Raw genomic sequence first — 19914 nt, forward strand, 5'->3', positions numbered from 1 at the left:
CCAATTTAGGCGTGTTGGATGACACTTTGATGTCGGCGGCCCGGCTCGCGGGCAATGCGAGGTAAGCGTAGACCATGGCCGCACGGCCGCAGCGCCTGGACTTGGCGGCGGTTTTGCAGGCAAATGGCGGGCGCCTGTCATGGATCAGTCACATGCCGTGCCTAGGCTGGCGGCAGGCCTTTCGGGGCATTCGAGAGGGCGAGGGTGCCCTGAAACAGTGCTGGTCTAGTCCAGATAGGTAACGTTGATGCGCGTCGATGCCAGTAAAACGGTGACAACCATAGGCCAAGCCCTGCAAGAGCAGATCGACCACGGCTTGCTCGCCCCGGCCAGCCAATTGCCGGCCGAACGCAAGTTGAGCGAGTTGTTCGCCACCACCCGCATCACCGTGCGCGAAGCGCTGTTGCAGCTCGAAGCCCAGGGCCAGATCTACCGCGAAGAACGCCGTGGCTGGTTCGTCTCGCCGCCGCGCCTGGCCTACAACCTGATGCAGCGCAGCCACTTCCACGCCATGGTCAGCGCCCAGGGCCGCAGGCCGTCCACCGAGGTGATTTCGGCGCGCCTGCAACCGGCGTCGGCGGCGGTCTGCGCCTGGCTACGGATGCCGGCGCTGTCGAGCGTGATCCAGATCCGCCGCGCCCGGCGCATTGACGAGCGCCTGGTGCTGTACGTCGAGCACTACCTCAACCCGCAGTATTTTCCCGGCATCCTCGATTTCGACCTTAACCAGTCCATCACCGAACTGTATGCCCGCCACTACGACCTGCACTACGGCCGCGTGCGCTTCGAGATCGTGCCCACTTCACTGCCGGTGGAGGCCGCCGCCGCGCTCAAGGTCTCGGCGGGCAGCCCGGGCCTGCGCATTGCCCGGGTCAATTACGACCAGCACGAACGCCTGATCGACTGCGACCTGGAGTTCTGGCGCCACGACGCCATTCACGTCGGTGTGGACGTGGTCTGAGCCGCGCCCCTGCGCCGACACACCAGCAGCACGCAGGGGATGAACAGCACGTCGAACACCAGGGCAATAAGGATGGTGATAGACGCCATCAAACCCATCCAGGCGTTGATCTGGAACCCGGAAAACGCCAGGCAGGCAAACCCGCCGGCCAGCGCCAGGGTCATGGCGATCATCCCGGCGCCAACCTGTTTGAAGGTGACGTGTAGGGCCTCTTCCACCGCCAGGCCCTGGCGGCGCAGGCGTGCATAAGCAGTGAGCAGGTGGATGGTGTCGTCCACCACCACGCCGAAGGTCACCGAAGCCACCGTCGCCACCGCCATGCCCACTTCGCCATTGACCAACGCCCACACCCCCAGGGTCGCCAGGGACGGCACGATGTTGGCGACGGCGCCCACCAGGCTCAGGCCCAGGGAGCGGAACGCGCCGAGGAAAATCAGCCACACCACCACAGCCGCCACGGCCATGCCCTGGTACATCTGCTTGATATTGCGGTTGCCGATGTGGGCGAACAGCACCGAGGTGCCGGTGGCCTTGGCGCTCGCTGCCAGCAACGGCGTGTGCTCGTTGGCCCAGGCCTGGGCGCTGGCCTGTAACGCGGCGATGGCGGCGGTGGACATATCGTTAAGGCCCACGCTCAGACGGCTGCTGCGCTTGTCGGCGCTCACCAGGTTTTTCAGGTCGGCGCCGGCGGGCAGGGACATTTCATACAGGGCCAGGAACTGCGCGGCGTTGTCCCGCGACTCGGGCAGGCGAAATTGCGCCGCGCCACCGCCGTGCAAAGCGCGGTTCACGGTTTTGAGAATGTCCGTCAGGCCATGCACGTGGGTCACCCCCGGTTGCTGGCGCAGCCATTGGCCAAATTGCTCGGTTTGGTGCAGGTACTCGGGGGCCCAGATGCCCTCGGCCTCCTGGGCATCGAGGGAAAACTCCAGTGTGTAGAACCCGCCCAGGGCCTGGTTCAAACGGTCGGTGGCCTGGCGAAACTCATAGCGCTGGTCGAAGTAGCGCACGTAGCGGTCATCCAGCGTGTTGGAAAACGCAAAAGCGCCTAACACACCGCCGGCCAGCACCACGCCCGCCAGCGCCTGGCGTGGCCGGCCCAGCACCTGGCGGGCCAGCCACAGGCTCAGGGCCTGGGCCGGTGCCGGGCGGGTCGAGCCTTGCCACGGCAACACGCACATCAGCGCCGGCAGAAAGCTCAGGCTCAGCAGCCAGGCCAGCAGTGCGCCGATGGCGACAATCGCCCCCAGGTGGGCAAACGGTGGCACCGCGCTGAACAGCAACGACAGAAAACCCGCCGCCGTGGTCAGGGTGGTCAGGGTCACCGGCCACCAGCACTCGACCAGCACCTCGCGCACCGCCTCGCGCCGGCTCAGGCCTTCACCGCGCAGGCGCAGCATGCCGGCGCACAGGTGCAGGCAATCGCAGCAGGCGATGGTGAGGATGATGTTGGGCGCGATCACGCTGGGCGACGACAGCGGCACCCCCAGTAGCGCCGCGGTGCCCAGCGCCGCCAGGGTGCTCATGAGAATTACGCTGAACGTGGCCAGGGCCCCGGCGAACGAGCGCAGCACCAGGACGATGATGCCCAGCAGCACCAGCACCATGATCGGCAACAGCACGCTGCTGTCGAAGGTGCTCGCCTCGACGAATGCCTGGTCCAGGGCCACCGAGCCCGACAAACCGATGTGCAGGTCTGGGTGCTCGGCCGCGAACCGGCCCATCAGCGCTTGGGCCGCGGCCATGGCCTGCGCAGCCTGGTCCGCACCCTGAGTGGCATCGAGGCGCAGGTTGGCGGCCACCAAGGCCAGGCGCGCATCGGCGGACAACAAGCGGCCGACTAGCAGGGGCTCATCGTTGATCTGCTGGCGCAAGTCGCGGGCCTGGTTGTCGCTCAGGCGATCGCCGGAACGCAGCAATTGGTCGATGTGGATATCGTCCGCCAGGGCCTGCACGCGTTGGAAATTGGTCAGCGAATCGACGCGTTTGACCTGGGGCAAGTGCCACGCGGCATCCGTCAATTGGCTGATGGCGTGTAGGCGCGCGGCGCTGAACAGGTCGCCGTCGCGGGCGCTGACCACGAACACCAGGGTGTCGTCGCGGCCGTAGGTTTGCTCGAACTGTTCCAGCGCTTGCAGGTCGGCGTTGTCCTGGGCGAAAAACACCCGGCTGTCGCTGCGAAAACTCAACTGCGCCATGCCTAGGCTCAGGGCGACGACCAGCAGCAACGACGCCGCCAGCACCCACCACGGGTGGCGGGTGACCCCGCTCGCGTAGGCGTGCAGGAGGGCGGTGAACCGGTGCTGCGCGCCGAGGGGCGCGGCTGCGGGGGGAGTGTGCATCGAAGGGGTTCCTAACAAATCAGAAGTACCAGGCCAATCCCAGCTTGAGGTAGGTGTCGTTGCCATAGCCGTTCAGCGCGGGATCGCGCCGGGCCTGGCTGGGCGCGAGCAACGCGGCGGAGAACACCGTGCTGGCGAACACCCGCCGGCTGGCGCGCAGTTCGAACAGGTGCGAGGACCACTGCAGGTCGTGGCTGGCGCGCAGTTCCAGGACGCTGTCCTGGGGGTCGTTGAGGCTCAGGCGCGCGCCAAAAAACAGGTCGCGCTGAAACGGCGTGACCGGTGCGTCGGCACTGCGGGCGTCGTAGTAGAACTCGCTGTAAAGGGTCAGGTCCGCCGTGCTCGCCCCGACACGGCTGAACGTCGTCTCGGCGCCCACGCCACCGCCCCAGAAGCGCTCGCCGGTGCCGCGCTGGTGGATGACTTCGCTCTTGAGCACGCTGTCGCCCACCACGTACTGGGCTTGCAAAGCGGTTTGCTCGATTTGCGCGTAGGTGGCGCGAAAGCCGCGCAGGCCCCTGGCATCGACCAGCGGTTGCAGCAGCGGCTCGCGGGCGTGGCCGCGGTAATGGGACAGCGCCAGCTCCAGGTCGCTGCCCAGTTTGAACGCGGCGCGGGCAGCGAAGCCGGGGGCCCAGCGGCCGTCCTCGAAGGCTTCTTCGCGCACGGCGGCCGGCAGGCTGCGCAAGCGGTCGCGGCCCTCGCCCAGGCGCTGGCCACGGGCGTAGGTCAGGGCGTACAGCGACAGCACCGTGTCGTCCAGGTTGAGGCTGACCATCGCCCCGGGTTGGCCCAGTTTGGCTTTGCCTTGGAAGTCTTCGGCGAGGTCGCGGACGTTGATGACGTCCACCGGGTTCCACGCTTCGAGCACGCCCCAGGTCTGGCTCAGCACCCCCACTTGCCAGTCGCTGGCATCGCTGCGCAGGTTCCAGGTGGCTTGGCGCAGGTCTGCGCTCCAGGCCTGTTCAGCATTGGCCGAGGCGCGGCTGAACAGCTCCAGGTGGTAGTCGCGGTCGCTGAGGGTCAGGTTCAAGGTGGCCGCGGCGTTGCGGTATTCGTCGGCCTGCCCGGCAAACTGCGGCGGTTCGGCGAATACCAGGCTGTCGAGCCCCAGGCTGCCCCGCAGGCTGGCCCCCTGGGCCAGCGGCAGGCACAGGCTGGCCGCAAAGGCCAGGCACAGGAGGGAGGCGGGCCGGCTCATCGCGACCATGAAGGCAGGCGGCTGTCGGTCATGTCGGCGGCTTTGAGGCCGGTGTTGAAGCGGTAGTCGTCCCAGATGATTTGCGAGCTGGCGTTGTCCTGCAGGTTGGTCATGACAATCCGCCCTGGCCGCCAATACGTGCCGTACTGCTGGTAGTCATGGAAATCCAGGCGTTTGGCGGCTTGGCCGACCTTGTCGTAGTAGACGATGCGCACCGGTTGCCAGATGCGTGGGTCGATGGTTTCCACCAAGCGCGAGTAGCCGGAGTGAGCGTATTTGGGCAGGTTGGCGATGGTGTGGCAGGTCGCCTGGGGCTCGCCGCAGGGTTCGTCCTGGACGAACTCGTAGTCGTAGTTTTCGACCTGCCAGGTGGTGATGTCTTCGTAGGTGAACTCCGATCCGCCGAAGGAGCCGGTCTTGTCCCGTGCCGCCAGGCGCTTGACCCGTTTGACGGCAGGCAGGTAGATCCATTGGTCATCGGCGGCCTGGGCGTTGCTGAAGGTGAGCGAGGCGAACCCGGCCAGATCGCGCGGCTGGGAAAACACCACCAGGCGTTTATCGCCCACGGTGTCGCCTTCCAGGGTGCTCATCTGGAAGCTGCGTTCGGTGCTGCGCCCGTCGGGGCGGTTGAGGGTCATGCGCCCGTTGACTACGTAGTCGCCGTAGCCACTGTCGTTGCGGTCGACGGTGAGGGCAATTTCCCGGCCCCGCTCACGCAGCTCGGGGGTGCTGGCGCTGACGGTCGGGGCGAGCAGCAGGTGGCCCGCCGCCAGGGCGAGCAGGGGAGGCAAAGTGTTCATCGGTGTTCCTTGGATACGGCGCTCGACCCTGTTGCGGTCGAGCGCGGCGTTGGGCTTAGAGAGGTTGGGTGAGCAGGTCGAGGGTGTGGGCGATCATCGCTTCGTCGTGCTCGCTACTGATGAAGCAGCGCAGCCGCGCCTCGTTGTGCGGCACCACCGGGTGCATCACGGCGTGGGCGATCACGCCGTGGTCCAACAGCCTCGACATCAGGCGCAGCGCCCGGTCGTCGTCGATCATCAGCGGCACGATGGGCACCCCGGGCACTGCACTGCCGCACTCGAAGCCGCGCTGGCGGGCCTGTTCGACGAAATGCCGCGCATTGCTTTGCAGGCGCGCCACCCGCTGTGGCTCGGCGCAGGTCACGCGCAGGGCGGCCAGGGCGGCGGCGGTATTGGCCGGGCTGATGCCGGTGCTGTAAAGCTGCAGGCCGGGGCAGAAGTGATGGAGCAGGTCGATCCATTCCTTCTTCCCGGCGACAAACCCCCCGCAACTGGCAAAGCTCTTGGACAGGGTGCCGACGATCAGGTCGACCTCCGCCGGGGCGATGCCGAAGTGCTCGCACACCCCGCGCCCGGTGGCGCCGACGGTGCCGCACGAGTGCGCCTCGTCGATCATCAGCCAGGCGTTGTGACGCTTTTTCAGGGCCACCACTTGGGGCAGGTCCACTAGGTCGCCGTCCATGCTGTAGGCGCCTTCGACCAGAATCAGTACGCGCCGGTAGCCGTCGCGGTGCTCCTTGAGCAGGGCCTCCAGGGCGGCCATGTCGTTATGGGGAAAGGCGATGCGCCGCGCCCCGGACATCACCGCGCCCATCAGGCCGCTGTTGTGCATGTATTCGTCATGCAGGATCAGGTCGCGTCGGTCCAGCAGGTAGCCGATCACGGTGACGTTGGCGCTGTAGCCGCTGACGCTCACCGTGGCCGCTTCGCACCCGATGAAGCGGGCCAGTTCGGTTTCCAGTTGGGCGTGCAGTTCGATTTCGCCGCCCACCATGCGCGCGGCGCCTGCATGGCAGCCGTAGCGGTCCACCGCCTCGTGCACCGCGTGCTTGACCCGAGGGTCGTTGGCCAGGCCCAGGTAGTTGTAGTTGGAGAAGCTGATGTAGTCGCGCCCGGCCATCTGCAAGGTCGCGGCCACGTCGCCGCTGCGCGCGCGAAAGTACGGGTTGATAAGCCCGTTGCCCTCCTGATAGCGAGCGCGCAGGCCCTTAAGCATGGCGTACTCGGGCGACTCGGTGAGGTTGCCCGACTCGCCCGGCGCCACCCTGTGCGGGGCGGGCTGCTGGCTGGTGATGTTGGCGCGCATCTTGGCCATCAAGGTGTCGACGGCGGCATTGGAAGAACGGTTCATGGGTAAAGGTTTCCTTTTGGAAAAATCAGGCCGCGCTGGCCAGTTCGATCTTGCTGCGCACCTCGCTCAGGGCCCGTTGGGCGAGCTTGGCGATGGTGGCCTGGCCTTGGAGCTCGATCACCGAGTAGGTCACGCCCAGCTGCTGCTCCAGGAGGAACTTGATCTCGGTGGAGAGCAGGGAGTCGACGCCAAAGGAATCAAACGACTGCTCGGGTTTGAGGCGCTGGGCGCTGGTCTTGAGGCCGGCCGCCACGCACTCGGCAATCAGGCTTTGCAGGACGCCGCTGGCCTCGTTGTCATCGACACTGGCGACCACCGCGTGCAGTTGCTCCACCAGGGAGCTGTTGTCGCTCTGGCTGGCGCGGCTGGCCTGGACCAGTTCGGCGAAGGTCGGCGAGGCGCCGCCGACGCTTTCGTATACCGCCCACTTGCCCCAATCGGCCTGCTCGGACACCGCCACCTGGGCCAGGCCCTTGGCCAGCGCCCGGCCAAGGCCGCGCAGAGCCACGTGCACGTCCAGCGGGGTGAGGCCGATTTGCGTGAGGTGCTGGCCGATGCGCTCGTCGCTTTCGAGCATGCCGACACCGGCGATGGCCCCGAAGTTAATGCTCAAGGCCGGCAGGCCCTGGGCGCGACGCAGGTGCGTGAGGCCTTCGAGGAAACCGTTGGCGGCGCAGTAGTTGGCCTGGCGGCTGTTGCCCACCAGGCTGGCGATGGACGAGAACATCACGAACTGCTCCAACGGCGCGCCGATGGCCAGGGCGCCTTGGTGCAGGGCCCAGGCTCCGCCGGCCTTGGGTTGCATGACGGTGCTGACGTGGGCGGGCGTCATCTGCTCCAGCAGGTGGTCCTGCAACACGCCGGCGGCGTGGTAGATGCCCAGCAGCGGTGCCTGCGGTTGGTGCAACTGGCCCAGCAGGCGCTGTACCTGGGCCGGGTCGCTGACGTCCAGGGCATGGGCGCTGGCCTGGGCACCGAGGTTGTGCAGGTGCGCCAGCAGGGCTTGGGCCTGGGGCGTGTCGGCGCCACGCCGGCCGACCAGGGCAATGTGCCCCGCGCCGTGGCGGGCCAGCCAGCGGGCCAGTTCCTGGCCCAGGCCGCCGAAGCCACCGGTGACCAGGTAGACCCCGTCACGGCGCAGCGCCGGCGTGTCGCTGGCGGCTGCCGTGAACGGTCGTTCGTCCCCGCCCACTTGCAGCTCGATCCAGCCATGCAGCGCGCTGCCGTCCAACAGGTCGGCGAAGCCGGGCAGTGCTGTGGCGAGCGCCGCGGGCGGGGTGGCCAGGGCGCTGCGCAGGGCGGCGCGGTAGGCCTCGTCCTGGCGGCACGCCGCAAGGTCCAGGGTGGCGCGGATCAGGCGTTGGCACTGTACCGGCAAGGCGAAGGGCGCCGGGTCGTTGCCCAGGTCGAGCAACTGCCCGCCCGTGGCCAGGGCGAAGAAACCGGCCTGATGGCTCCACTGCGCCAGGTCGGCGGCGATCAGGTCAAAGCCTGGTGCGTTGGGCAGGTCACTCAGGTCCGCCGCGACGCGGGTGACGACGGCGCCGTGCTGGCTCAAGGCCGCGCTCAGGGCATCGCCCAGCACACCTTCGACCACCAGGGCACGCGCCCCGGGGCGCAACGCGCAGGTGCGGGCCAACGCCACGGCGCGGGCCTGGATGGGCGCGATCAAGGCCGAGGGCGTGTCGTGCTGGCCGATCGGTGCCAGCACACACTCGGCGGGGCGCAAGCTCAACTCGGTGCCAAGGTGGCGCGGGGCCAGAGCGACGATCCGCTCACCCACGCTGAACCCGCTCAGTGCCTGGCCAACGGCGGTCACCACCGCGACCACACCCATGGGCTGTTCCGGGTGTTCCAGGGCCACGGCCAGGCGTTCGACCCGCACCTGCAAGGCCTCGGGGTCCAAGGCTTGCGGTATTTGCAGGTGGGCGCTGAAGGCGCTGTGGTGCTGGCGCAGGCTGATGGCCTGCGGCCCGGTGCAGCGGCTCGGCACGTGCCCTGGTTGCTGCAACAGCCCGCTGGCGATCAAGTGGGCGCCGTAGCGCTGCTGCTCGCGCAGGGCCACTTCGTCGATCAACTGATCGGCCATGACCTCGGCGAACAGTGCCGCCAGCCCTTGACCTTCGTCGATGTCCACCAGCGCCGCGTCCAGCGATGGCTGCTCGTTGCGCACCACCCGCACGAAACCGGCCACCGCCGCTTGCGCCGGTTGCACTGGATCGTCCTCGCGCACCCCATGGGCGCCCCGCGTCACGACCCGCAGCGGCAACGGCCGGCCCTGGGCCGCGAGGGCCTGGACCGCCAGCAGCAGCTCGCGCAGTTCATCTTCGCCGGTCACCGCCATGGCGGCATTTTGCCCGGCCCAGGACAAACCGATCACCCGGTCTACCGCGCCGAGGCCAGGGTGGGCCGGCACTTGGGCCCAGGTGCAGCGCTCGCAGCCCAGGCCGCGTTCGCCGGCCAGTTGGGCGAAGCGCACCGCCAACGGGTCGTCGCCGTGGGCCACCAGCAGCAGCCGTTGCGCGCTCATGGGTGGGTTGGCGAGGGCGGGCAATTCGCGCCAGGTGCGCTGATAGTCGCCGGCCGGGAACACCTGGGCCTTACCGCGGCCTTGCAGGGAGCGGCAGGTCAGGCCCTGTAAGTGGGCCAGGACAGCGCCGTGGCGATCGGTCAATTGGAAGTCGCAGACGATGCGCGAGGCGTCGCGCTCGACGATCTGCACCCGGCAGTCAATCGCCTCGGGCAAGGGGCCGTAGACGTGCAGCGCCGCGAGGCTCACCGGCAGGAACACGCCCTCCTCGGGGCGCATCAGTGCCAGGGCCGCTTGGAAGCAACCGTCCAGCAGCGCCGGGTGCAACAGGTAGGCCGGCGCGTCAGCGGCCAACTCGACGGGCAGGCGCAAGTGTGCCTGGGCCAGGCCCTGTTCGAGGTCGCGGTGCAGGCGGCGGATCGACTGGAAGGCCGGCCCGTACTGCAAGGATTGGCCGTGGAGTTGGGCATAGAAGGCGGCCGGCTCCAGTGCCTGGAGATCGCCGGTGGCCAGCAGCGCAATGGCCGTCGGGGCGGGTGTCGCCAGTGGGTGCAGGGTGGCCTGGGCATGCACCAGGGGCGCGGCGTCTTCGGCGATATCGTGGGAGGCGAGGGTGGCGCGATGGCGCGTGGCGTCGAACTGCACGTGCAGGCGCAGCTCACGGGCGTGGTCGAGCAGTAGCGATTGTTGGATATCGACGTCACGTACGCTCAGGCCCGTGCTGTGCGGCCAGCGTTCGCGGGCCTCTTCGCACAGGGCTTCGAGGAACCCCGCGGCGGGCATGATCGGCGAACCGTCGACGATGTGGTCGTAGAGGTAGTTGAGGCGCCGCAGGTTGAGGTCGATACCGCTCTGGTCGGCGTGCAGCGGCCAACCTTGGGCGTTGAGGCGGTCGTCGCGCTGCCATTGTGCTTCGCGCCACAGCAACTGGCGCTGCCACGGGTAGGTGGGCAATTGCACCTGTTGGCCGGCGGGCGCGCGCGCGGCCCAGTCGAGGTCGGCACCCTGGGCGTAGATGGCGCAGACAGCGCGGCGCAGTGCGTCGGTTTCCGGCTTGTTCATCGCCAGGGTGGCGCTGGCGCGGATCTCGATGTTGCGGGCGCTGGCGGTTTCCTCCAGGGAGCGGCGCAGCACCGGGTGCGGGCCGACTTCGACGAAATGGGTGTAGCCGTCGTCCAGTAGCGCGGTGATGGCGTCACAGAAGTACACCGGGTTGCGCACGTTGTCGCACCAGTATTGGGCGTCGTACAGGCGTTCGCCGTTCAAGCCGCCGCTGACGGTGGAGTACAGCGCCGTGGTCGCGGGCACGGGTTGCAGGCCGGCCAGGGCTTCGCGGATCTGCGGCTTGAGGGCCTCCATCAGCGGGCTGTGGTAGGGCACTTCAACGTCGAGCATCTTGGCGAACACCTTGCGCTCGCCCGCCTCGGCGAGTAGGGCCTGCAAGGCCTGGCGGTCGCCGGCGATGGTCACGCTGCGCGGCGAGTTGATGGCGGCCAGGGAGATCAAATCGCCATGGGGCGCCATCAGTTCCAGGGCCTGCTCGGCGCCCAGGCCCACAGCGAGCATCGCCCCGGTGCCGGCGGCCGTGGCCTGGATGCGGCTGCGTTCGCGGCTCACCCGCAGGGCGTCTTCGAGGGTCAACATGCCGGCGGCCCAGGCCGAGGCGACTTCGCCTACCGAGTGGCCGACCACCGCATCGGCCACTACGCCTTCGGCCTTGAGGGCGGCCGTGAGGCCGATCTGGATCATCAGGTTGGCGGGTTGGGCGAACTCGGTGTGCTTGATTCGCGAGGTTGCTTCATCGCGCAGCATTTCTTCCAGGATGGAGAACCCGGCAATGCCCTGGAACACGCTATCGGCTTGCTCCAAGGTGTGGCGGAACACCGGGTTTTCGCTTAGCAACTGGCGGCCCATGGCCCACCACTGCGGGCCCATACCGGTGTAGACGAAGGCAATGCGCGGGCTGGCGTTGAACGGGCGCGCCCCTTCAACGCCGGGGAAGTCCCCGCTGTCGGCGGCAAACGCGCGCAGGGCGCTGGCCAGTTGCCCGGGGGTATCGCCCCACACCGCGACGCGATGGTCGAGGTGGCTGCGGCGCAGGGCAGTGGTGAACAGCACATCGTTGAGGGCGGGGGCGCCGGCCGCCTCCAGCATCTGGGCCAGTTGCCCGGCGCGTTCGCGCAGGGCCTGGGTGTCGCGGGCACTCAGCGGCAGGATGGCCACCGAGGGGGCGCAACCAGGCTGGGGCACGCGCGGCGTGGTGGCGGGCGGCGAGCTGAGGATGGCATGGGCGTTGGTGCCGCCGTAGCCGAACGAGTTGATGGCGATGCGCCGCACCTGTGCGGGGTCGCCCAGGGTCTCGGTACGCCGGGGCAGGTCGATTTCCTCTGGGATTTGCGGGTTGACCACCTCCAGCCCCGCCACTTCAGGTACCTGGTTGTGGCGCAGCATCATCATCGACTTGATGACGCTGGCCACGCCGGCCGCGGCTTCCAGGTGGCCGATGTTGGCTTTCACCGAACCCACCCGGCAGCGCCCGCCCTGGGCGTAGACATCGGCGATGGCGCGGGTTTCCAGGGGGTCGCCCACGGGGGTACCGGTGCCATGGGCCTCGACGTAGTTCACCGACGCGGCGTCGATACCGCTTTGGGCCAGCACCTCTTCCATCAACTGGCGCTGGGCCTGGGGGTTGGGCACGGTGATACCGCTGGTGCGGCCATCCTGGTTGACGCCGGCACCGTCGACCAGGGCAATGATTTCGTCTCCGTCCCGCAGGGCGCAGGCATAGTCCTTGAGCACCACGACGCCACAGCCCTCGCCCCGGCCATAGCCATCGCCTCGGGCATCGAAGCTCTTGGAGCGGCCGTCCTTGGCGAGGAAACGGCCCTTGGCCATGGCCACCATGTACTCAGGACGCAGCATGAAACTGGAGCCACCGACCAAGGCTGTTTCGCATTGCCATGTAAGAATGGCGCTGACGCCCTGTGCGAATGCCACCAGGGAAGAAGAGCACGCGGTATCGACCGACAGGCTCGGCCCTCGGAAATCGAAGGCGTAGGAAATGCGGTTGGAGAGCATGGTCAGGGTCGAGCCTGCCGCACTGTGGGCACCGATCATGCCGCGGGCATGGCTGCCGAACTGGTTGAGTAGGTGGTCGACAGTGAAGCCGCCGACGAACACGCCGGTCTGCGAACCCGCCAAGGCCTCGACGCACAGCCCGGCGTTTTCCATGGCTTCAAAACTCAGTTCCAGCAACAGGCGCTGCTGGGGGTCGAGGAATTCGGCTTCGCGGGGGGAAAAGTTGAAAAAGTCCGCGTCGAAGCCACGAAAGTCGTACTCCTCGAGAAAGTGCCCGTGGCCGACGTAGGTTTTACCGCACACGTCCTGTTCATTCAGATAAGTATCGTTCGACCAGCGATCCGCAGGCACCGGGCGCACATAGTTGCGGCCACTCAATAGGCTGTCGAAGAACGCTTGCGGTGTGGTTGAACCACCCGGAAAGCGGCAGGCGGAACCAATGATGGCAACTTTGCGAGCAAGTGGAGTTGTCGGGTTATTGCGGGTGTTGGGCACGTAGATGCCTCCTGAGTTGTCAGAACTGATATTGCAACTTGTAAGTTGTTTATCTGGCTTTTGTAGGTGGCGGATTCTAACGAGGGGTATTTAGTGCGGGTAGATATCAATTTGACAAAAGCGGGAGTTTGTACAGGTCGTGTGTGTGCGGATATTAATGAATGTAGGAATAATTACTATACTCTGAGTTACTTGTGAGTTGCTTACGTAGTCATGTTTACGGGGTGTGGGTGATGTTTCTGAATGTGCTGGTAAGTTTGGCGCTGTGTCTTGACTTATACCTCGCCTTGGTATTTGTGCAGCTTCGCGAGTTGCGAATGAAAGTTTGGGGTTTTGGATAGAGGGCGATGTCTTGAATTAACTTTAAAGTTTGTGGCGTTTTATAACGCCTGGCGTTGTGGGGGGCATACGCCAGCAGCCCGGCAGTATTAATTGTCGGGCTGTGTTTTAGGCGTGGCGATGTAGAAGGGGCGTAGCGTTATTCCTTGGCCGGCCCCGCGCTGGTGGTCACCACTTGCACGCTCAGGCGTGGGGTGGCCAGGTCGAACCCGGCTTCATCGAGGTGGCGTTTGAGGGACAGGTTGAACGCCCGCGACACTTCCCATTGTTTGATTGGCGCCGTCTTGAAGCGCGCGCGCAGGATGGCGCTGCCGGACTCGAAGCTCTCCACGCCCTGGATTTCCAGGGGCGACCAGATATTGCGCCGTTGCAGCGGGTCGGTGCGCATCTTCTGGCCGACGTCGCGCATCAGCTTGATGGCGTCGTCGATGTCCATGTTGTACGGCACCGCCACCCGGAAGATCGCGTAGCCGAACTCGCGGGAGTAGTTCTTGATGCTCTTGATTTCGCTGAACGGGATGGTGTGTACGATGCCGTCGATGTCTCGCAGGCGCACGGTGCGGATGGTCAGGCCTTCGACGGTGCCCAGGTGGCCGCCGACGTCCACATAGTCGTCGATGGCCAGGGAGTCTTCGATGATGATGAACAGCCCGGTAATCAGGTCGGCCACCAGGGACTGGGCGCCAAAACCGATGGCCAGGCCGATCACCCCGGCACCGGCCAGCAGCGGCGTGACGTTCATGCCCATGTTCGCTAGGGCGACGATCAGGGCAATGATGAAAATCGCCACGAACAGCACGTTGCGGATCAGCGGCATCATGGTTTGCGCCCGGGCATTGGCCAGGCCTTTGCGCGAGCGGGTGAGGGCGTGGTGCACGGCGGTGTCGCTGAGGATCCAGACCAGCCAGGCGAAAATCAGCGTGCCGGCTAGGCTGAACAACTTGACGCTGATTTCATGGCCGTCGCCCTCGGTAAAGCGGATCAGCGACATGCCCCACACCCGCAGGCCCAACTCGATGAACACCAGCCACACCACCAGGTGCACGAGGGTGTAGCAGAAGCTTTTCAGGCGTTCGGAATACAGCGCATGGCGCTTGTGCCCGCGTTGCGGCTTGAGGGCGTGGCGCCGTACCAAGCCGTTGATGACCATGCACACCACCAGCAGCACCGTGCAGATCAGCGCCTGGCGCAGGGCGGTGCTGGTGTCGCCGGCGGAGACGAAGGTGGCGAACAGGGAGATGCCCACCAGCACCAGTGCCGGCAAGTACCAGAAGGTGCCGATGATTTCGATGGTGTCGCTCAGCGCGCGGCGGGTCAGGCGCCGGGACAGCGGCTGGTTGCGGATCAGGTGAGCGATGGGGCGGCGGAAACGCAGGATGAACACCCCGGTGGACAACGCCGCCAGCACATTGGCGCAGGTCGCCGCCGCGTGGGCCAGGTGCGCGCCCAGGCTGGCCACCAGGCGCGGGTCGCCCAGGGCCTCGCCGAACGCGGCGAAACTGCCGATCAGCCACAACGGGCGGAAGGCCTGGTGGCGCAGGATGTACAGGGCGCGGTGGCGGTGCGGGCCGTCGAGTACGGAAAACGCCACCACGCAGATCGCCGAAAAACAGGTGCCGATTACCAGGGCATAGGCCAGCACCATCGCCAGGACTTTGCCCAGGGACGAAGGCAGGGCGTAGCTCAGGTACACGGTGATGACCAGTGCCACCAGCCACGGCCCGAGTTTGCGCAGGGCAAAGCGCAGCAGGTCCCAGGGCTTGGGGTGCTGGGGCAGTTCTTCGGTGAGGCCAAAGCGCCGGCGTACATGGTTGCCGACCCAGATCAGCGCGGCGGCCAGCAGGCTCCAGAGCATCAGGATCAGGGCGAAGGCAAAGATGATCGGCCCCCATTCGCTGGCCGGCAGCAGCAGGGCATCGAACTCCTCGCGGGCCAGCTCGAACTCGGCGGTCCAGCGGTTGAGGGGGCTGTCGGCGCCGGTGAACTGTTTCTCCAGGTCGGCCAGGGTGCCGCCGATCAGGCCCAGCACGCCGATTTCTGCCGGGGGTTGAGCCTGTTTCGTGGCATCGCGCAGTTTTTTCAGGTCGGCCAGCAACTTGCTGCGTTGCTGGTCGTTTTCCAGGGACTTGATGACTTCGTCCAGGGATTGCCCCAGGGGCTCGCTCGCCTGCGCCTGTTTGGTGGGGCTGGCGAGCAGGCCCGGCAAGCCGACAGCCTGGGCGCCGGTGGCGGGCAACAGCGCCATCAGGCACAGCAGAAAAACAGTCGGCAGGGACAACAGGCGAGCAAGCACGGGGCGGTCAACCTCAAACGGGGGGATTGACCGAGTGTACGAGTGGGGCAAACCCAATGCGAGCGTGGTGGGGTTTTATTCGTTGAGCTTGGCCAGGATCTTGTAGACCACCGTGGCCAGGATCAGCAGCATGCCCACCCACATGCTGAACACGCCCGCGTTCTTGTCGCGGAAGTTGAACCCGATGGCCAGCAGGAGCATGCCGGCAAGGATCGGGATAAGCATGGAGTGGAACGCAGACATCGAGATCATGGAGACAGCCTTGTCAGAAAGGATAAATAGAGTCTAGGCCGGTTCGCCCCGGCCCAGGTTGACCTGTATCGCCTGGTGTAGCAAGCGGGCGCACTAGGGCAAATCACGGCAGGCGTAGAACGCGCTCAGCACTTTGACCAAGTGGGCCAGGTCGTGGCTGCCGCACAGTTCACGGATCGAGTGCATGGCGAACGTCGGTAGGCCGATGTCCACGGTGCGCACACCCAGGTGGCTGGCGGTGATCGGGCCGATGGTCGAGCCGCAGCCCATGTCGCTGCGCACCACGAAGCTTTGCACCGGTACTTCTTCGGCCATGCACAGGTGGCGGAAGAACCCGGCGGTTTCGCTGTTGGTGGCGTAGCGCTGGTTGCTGTTGACCTTGATGACCGGGCCGGCGTTGAGCTTCGGGCCGTGGTTGGCGTCGTGCCGGTCGGCGTAGTTGGGGTGAATGCCGTGGGCGTTGTCCGCCGAGACCAGCAGGGATTTCTGCATCGCCCGCACGAACGCCTCGCCTTCGGGCAGCAGGCGGCGCAGGGTTTGCTCCAGCATCGGGCCGTCGGCACCGCAGGCGGAACAGGAGCCGACTTCCTCGTGGTCGTTGGCCACGAACACGCAGGTTTCCTCGCTCGGGGCAGTGAGCAATGCTTGCAGGCCGGCGTAGCACGACAGCAGGTTGTCCAGGCGCGCGCCGGCGATGAAGTCACCGTGCAGGCCAATCACCGCGGCGCTTTGGGTGTCGTAGAAGCTCAGCTCGTAGTCCAGCACCACGTCGGCGTTGAGGCCGTGTTCCAGGGCCAGTTGGTTGGTGAGCACGGCGCGAAAATCCACCCGCTCATCACCGGCGAACTGGGCGAGGATCGGCGGTAGCTCGGTTTGCGCATTGATCGCCCAGCCCTGGTTGGCCTCGCGGTTGAGGTGGATGGCCAGGTTGGGAATGGTGGCGATCGGTGCCTTGAAGTCGATCAACTGGCTCTCGACCTTGCCGTCGCGGCGGAAGGTCACGCGCCCAGCCAGCGACAGGTCGCGGTCGAACCACGGCGCCAGCAGCGCGCCGCCGTAGACTTCCACCCCCAATTGCCAGAAGCCCTGGCGTTGCAACTCCGGCTGCGGCTTGACCCGCAGGCACGGGCTGTCGGTGTGGGCGCCGACCATGCGGATGCCGTCCTGCAGGGGCGAGTGGCGGCCCATCTTGATGGCGACAATCGAGGAGTCGTTGCGGGTCACGTAGTAGCGGCCGTTGGCTTCGGTGGCCCACGGCTCGCGCTCGTCGAGGCGCTGGTAGCCGGCGGCTTCCAGGCGCTGTGCCAGGCTGGCGGTGGCATGGAATGGGGTGGGGGAGGCCTTGAGGAAGTCGATCAGGCCTTGGTTCAACTCTTCGCGCATAAGTAGCTCCAGACAGCAATGGGCGCGAGTTTAACGTATTGGACTTGGCTTTTGTGGGAGCCAGCGGCTAGCTCCCACACGGGGGCTAAAACGGTGCCGGGCACTCGAAGCGCAGCCGCTCGCCACTTTGCGGGTGGGTGAAGCTGAGCATGCTGGCATGCAGACACAGGCGCGGCCACGCGGCCAGGGCCTGTGGGTGGGCGTACAAACCGTCGCCCAGCAGCGGGTGGCCGATGGACAGCATGTGCACGCGCAACTGGTGCGAGCGGCCGGTGATGGGGGTCAGCTCGACGCGGCACCAGTCGCCACAACGCTCCAGCACTTTCCAGAAGGTCAGGGCGTGCTTGCCGAACTCGTGGTCCACCACATGCCGCGGTTTGGTCGGCGGGTCATAGCGCAGGGGCAGGTCGATGCTGCCGCTGTCCAGTTCGGGTTGGCCCCAGCACAGCGCGGTGTAGGCTTTTTCGGTTTCGCGGTCGTGAAACTGCCGGGACAGTTCGCGGTGGGTGTCCGCGTCACGGGCCAGCAGGATGATGCCGGAGGTTTCCCAATCCAGGCGATGGACGATCCGGGCTTCGGGGTAGCCGTTTTCTTGCAGGCGGGTGATAAGGCAATCCTTGTTGTCTTCGGCCCGGCCGGGCACGGAAAGCAGCAGGGTTGGCTTGTCCACCACCAGCACACCAGCGTCCTGGTGGATGATGCGGATATTGGACAACGGCATTACAACAGCCTCATGACAAACGTATGGGAGCGGGCCTGCCCGCGAAAAGGTCGGTGACGACGCCTTCGCGGGCAGGCCCGCTCCCATATTGGATCAGCAGGTGTTCAGCCTGCTGTGGCCTCCACCGGTTCGATCAACGATCCGGCAGGGTGATGTTCAGTTCCAGGATCGAACAGCTGCCTTGGTTTTCCAGGGCAACGTGCACATCGTCGGAGCCGATGTTGACGTACTTGCGGATCACTTCCACCAGTTCCTTCTGCAGGGCGGGCAAGTAGTCCGGGGTGCTGCGCTGGCCGCGTTCATGCGCCACGATAATCTGTAGACGCTCTTTCGCTACCGACGCGGTGCTTACTTTTTTGTTGGCACGAAAGAAGTCAAAAAGATTCATTATCTACCTCCAAACAGGCGCTCGAAGAATCCCTTCTTCTCGACATCAAGGAACCGATGTTCCACGGTTTTGCCCAGCAAACGATCGACCGCATCGCTGTACGCCTGGCCGGCGTCGCTCTGGTCGTCGAGAATCACCGGCACGCCCTGGTTGGAGGCCTTGAGCACCGCTTGGGATTCGGGGATGACACCCAGCAGGGTGACGGCGAGGATTTCCTTGACGTCTTCAACGCCCAGCATTTCGCCGTTGCTCACGCGCTCGGGGTTGTAGCGGGTCAGGAGCAGGTGTTCCTTGATCGGGTCTTCGCCTTTCTCGGCGCGCCGCGATTTGCTCGCCAACAGGCCCAGCATGCGGTCGGAGTCACGCACCGAGGACACTTCCGGGTTGGTCACGACAATCGCCTCATCGGCGAAGTACATGGCCAGGTGGGCGCCTTTCTCGATGCCAGCAGGGGAGTCGCAGACCACGAACTCGAAGGTTTCCTTGAGTTCCATCAGGACCTTTTCCACGCCTTCGACGGTCAACGCGTCTTTGTCGCGGGTCTGGCTGGCGGCCAGGACGTAGAGGTTCTCCAGGCGCTTGTCCTTGATAAGGGCTTGCTGCAGGTTGGCCTCGCCGTTGACCACGTTGACGAAGTCGTAAACCACGCGACGCTCGCAACCCATAATCAGGTCGAGGTTACGCAGGCCCACGTCGAAGTCGACGATCACTGTTTTGTGGCCGCGCAGAGCGAGGCCGGTACCGATAGCGGCGCTGGTGGTGGTCTTACCCACACCACCCTTGCCGGATGTAACCACGAGAATCTTGGCCAAGGTGTTTCACCCCTAAGGAAAAAGGACTTTTAGCCCCTGAAAAACATCTCTGGAAAACGCCAACTGCCGAACAACCTTGGCTGAAATTTGAGCAAAAGCGCTATTAACGGCCGGCTTTGGGTCAATTTCCTACTTCGTTTGGGCTGTTTTCGCTACGCGTTAGAGATGTTTGGAAAATGCGGCAGTATCCGTTAAAGCCCAATGATGTTCAACACATCACCCGACAGACTGATCTGCACGCCAGAACCCCACAGCGGGTCGCGCCGCAGGTCTTCGCAAACTTTGTATTGGCCGGCAATCGACACCAGTTCGGCGCTCAATTGCTGGCAGAAAATCCGTGCCTTGGTATCGCCCTTGACGCCGGCCAGCGCCCGGCCGCGCATGGGGCCGTATACATGGATGTTGCCGTCGGCGAGAAGTTCCGCCCCCGGGCTGACCGAGGAAATCACCACCAGGTCGCTGCCCTGGGCGTAGATCTGCTGCCCGCCGCGCACGGGGGAGGTGATGATCTTGGTCGGCTTGATGGTGGGTTCTGGCGGTTTTTCCGGCTTTTTACGCGCCACGCCTTCCTGCGGGTCGAGCGGCCGCTCGCGGGCGCCGGAGGGGGGCAGCACGGGCAGGTCAACGGCAATGGCGGCGGCGATGTCTTCGATGCGGCTGGCGCGGATGGCCAGGGTCCGCAGGCCATGATGGCGGCAAATGCGCATCAGGCCGGGCAGGTCCACCGCGCCTTCCTGGGCCGGGAGTTTGTCCAGGGCCAGCACCAGCGGGGCGTTGCTGAAGAAATTCGGGGCCTGGGCGACCTTCGCGGCCAATTGGCGATCCAGCCCCTCAAGGTCATTGCGGGCCAGTTCCAGCACCGTTATGGCGAGCATGCTGCCCTTCAACTGGAACACAGGATCTTGGTCTAGCGGTTCGGTTTGGCTCATGGTCGGCATTAAACGGCTTGTCACTAAAAGTGCCGAGAC

Annotated in this window: 13 protein-coding genes; 1 reads left to right on the forward strand and 12 read right to left on the reverse strand. The window is 65.7% G+C overall.

Annotated features, from left to right (window positions below):
• Positions 1 to 247 precede the first annotated feature (247 nt).
• Positions 248 to 961 (forward strand): UTRA domain-containing protein, encoded by a 714-nt coding sequence (locus AC19YR_RS02230; protein ID WP_095107413.1) that lies wholly within the window; start codon positions 248 to 250, stop codon positions 959 to 961.
• On the opposite strand, the gene AC19YR_RS02235 is transcribed toward AC19YR_RS02230, so the two are convergent.
• The 12 genes from AC19YR_RS02235 to minC all read right to left on the reverse strand — a co-directional run bounded on the left by AC19YR_RS02235 (position 937) and on the right by minC (position 19875).
• On the reverse strand, positions 937 to 3303 hold the full coding sequence (locus AC19YR_RS02235) for an efflux RND transporter permease subunit (protein WP_500596973.1): 2367 nt from the start codon (positions 3301 to 3303) through the stop codon (positions 937 to 939). The genes AC19YR_RS02230 and AC19YR_RS02235 overlap by 25 nt on opposite strands.
• A 19-nt stretch (positions 3304 to 3322) precedes the next feature.
• Positions 3323 to 4504 (reverse strand): hypothetical protein, encoded by a 1182-nt coding sequence (locus AC19YR_RS02240; protein WP_500596974.1) that lies wholly within the window; start codon positions 4502 to 4504, stop codon positions 3323 to 3325.
• Entirely contained in the window at positions 4501 to 5304 is an 804-nt protein-coding gene (locus tag AC19YR_RS02245) for an outer membrane lipoprotein-sorting protein (RefSeq protein ID WP_500596976.1), read from the reverse strand. The genes AC19YR_RS02240 and AC19YR_RS02245 overlap by 4 nt, the downstream gene beginning before the upstream one ends.
• Before the next feature lie 55 nt (positions 5305 to 5359).
• Positions 5360 to 6655 carry an aminotransferase class I/II-fold pyridoxal phosphate-dependent enzyme gene (locus tag AC19YR_RS02250; protein ID WP_500596977.1) on the reverse strand — a complete coding sequence of 432 codons (1296 nt, stop codon included), beginning with the start codon at positions 6653 to 6655 and terminating at the stop codon, positions 5360 to 5362.
• A 25-nt stretch (positions 6656 to 6680) separates the two neighbouring features.
• The gene (locus tag AC19YR_RS02255; protein WP_500596979.1) at positions 6681 to 12758 is read right to left on the reverse strand and encodes an SDR family NAD(P)-dependent oxidoreductase; all 6078 of its coding nucleotides are present in this window, start codon (positions 12756 to 12758) and stop codon (positions 6681 to 6683) included.
• A gap of 478 nt (positions 12759 to 13236) precedes the next feature.
• A complete protein-coding gene (locus AC19YR_RS02260; protein WP_500596980.1) occupies positions 13237 to 15390 on the reverse strand; it encodes a mechanosensitive ion channel family protein in 2154 nt (717 codons plus the stop codon).
• Between the two features lie 75 nt (positions 15391 to 15465).
• On the reverse strand, positions 15466 to 15642 hold the full coding sequence (locus tag AC19YR_RS02265; RefSeq protein WP_500596981.1) for a hypothetical protein: 177 nt from the start codon (positions 15640 to 15642) through the stop codon (positions 15466 to 15468).
• A gap of 93 nt (positions 15643 to 15735) precedes the next feature.
• Complete coding sequence (locus tag AC19YR_RS02270; RefSeq protein ID WP_095107420.1) at positions 15736 to 17025, reverse strand: M18 family aminopeptidase; 1290 nt, start codon at positions 17023 to 17025, stop codon at positions 15736 to 15738.
• 85 nt (positions 17026 to 17110) lie between these two features.
• Entirely contained in the window at positions 17111 to 17746 is a 636-nt protein-coding gene (locus AC19YR_RS02275) for an RluA family pseudouridine synthase (protein ID WP_095107421.1), read from the reverse strand.
• A gap of 133 nt (positions 17747 to 17879) precedes the next feature.
• On the reverse strand, positions 17880 to 18134 hold the full coding sequence (gene minE / locus AC19YR_RS02280; RefSeq protein WP_019693048.1) for a cell division topological specificity factor MinE: 255 nt from the start codon (positions 18132 to 18134) through the stop codon (positions 17880 to 17882).
• Positions 18134 to 18946, reverse strand: a complete 813-nt coding sequence (minD, locus tag AC19YR_RS02285; RefSeq protein ID WP_020295538.1) for a septum site-determining protein MinD — start codon at positions 18944 to 18946, stop codon at positions 18134 to 18136. The genes minE and minD overlap by 1 nt, the downstream gene beginning before the upstream one ends.
• Before the next feature lie 191 nt (positions 18947 to 19137).
• A complete protein-coding gene (gene minC / locus AC19YR_RS02290) occupies positions 19138 to 19875 on the reverse strand; it encodes a septum site-determining protein MinC (protein WP_095107723.1) in 738 nt (245 codons plus the stop codon).
• Positions 19876 to 19914 lie beyond the last annotated feature (39 nt).

The sequence above is a fragment of the Pseudomonas sp. MF08817 genome (assembly GCF_059862705.1).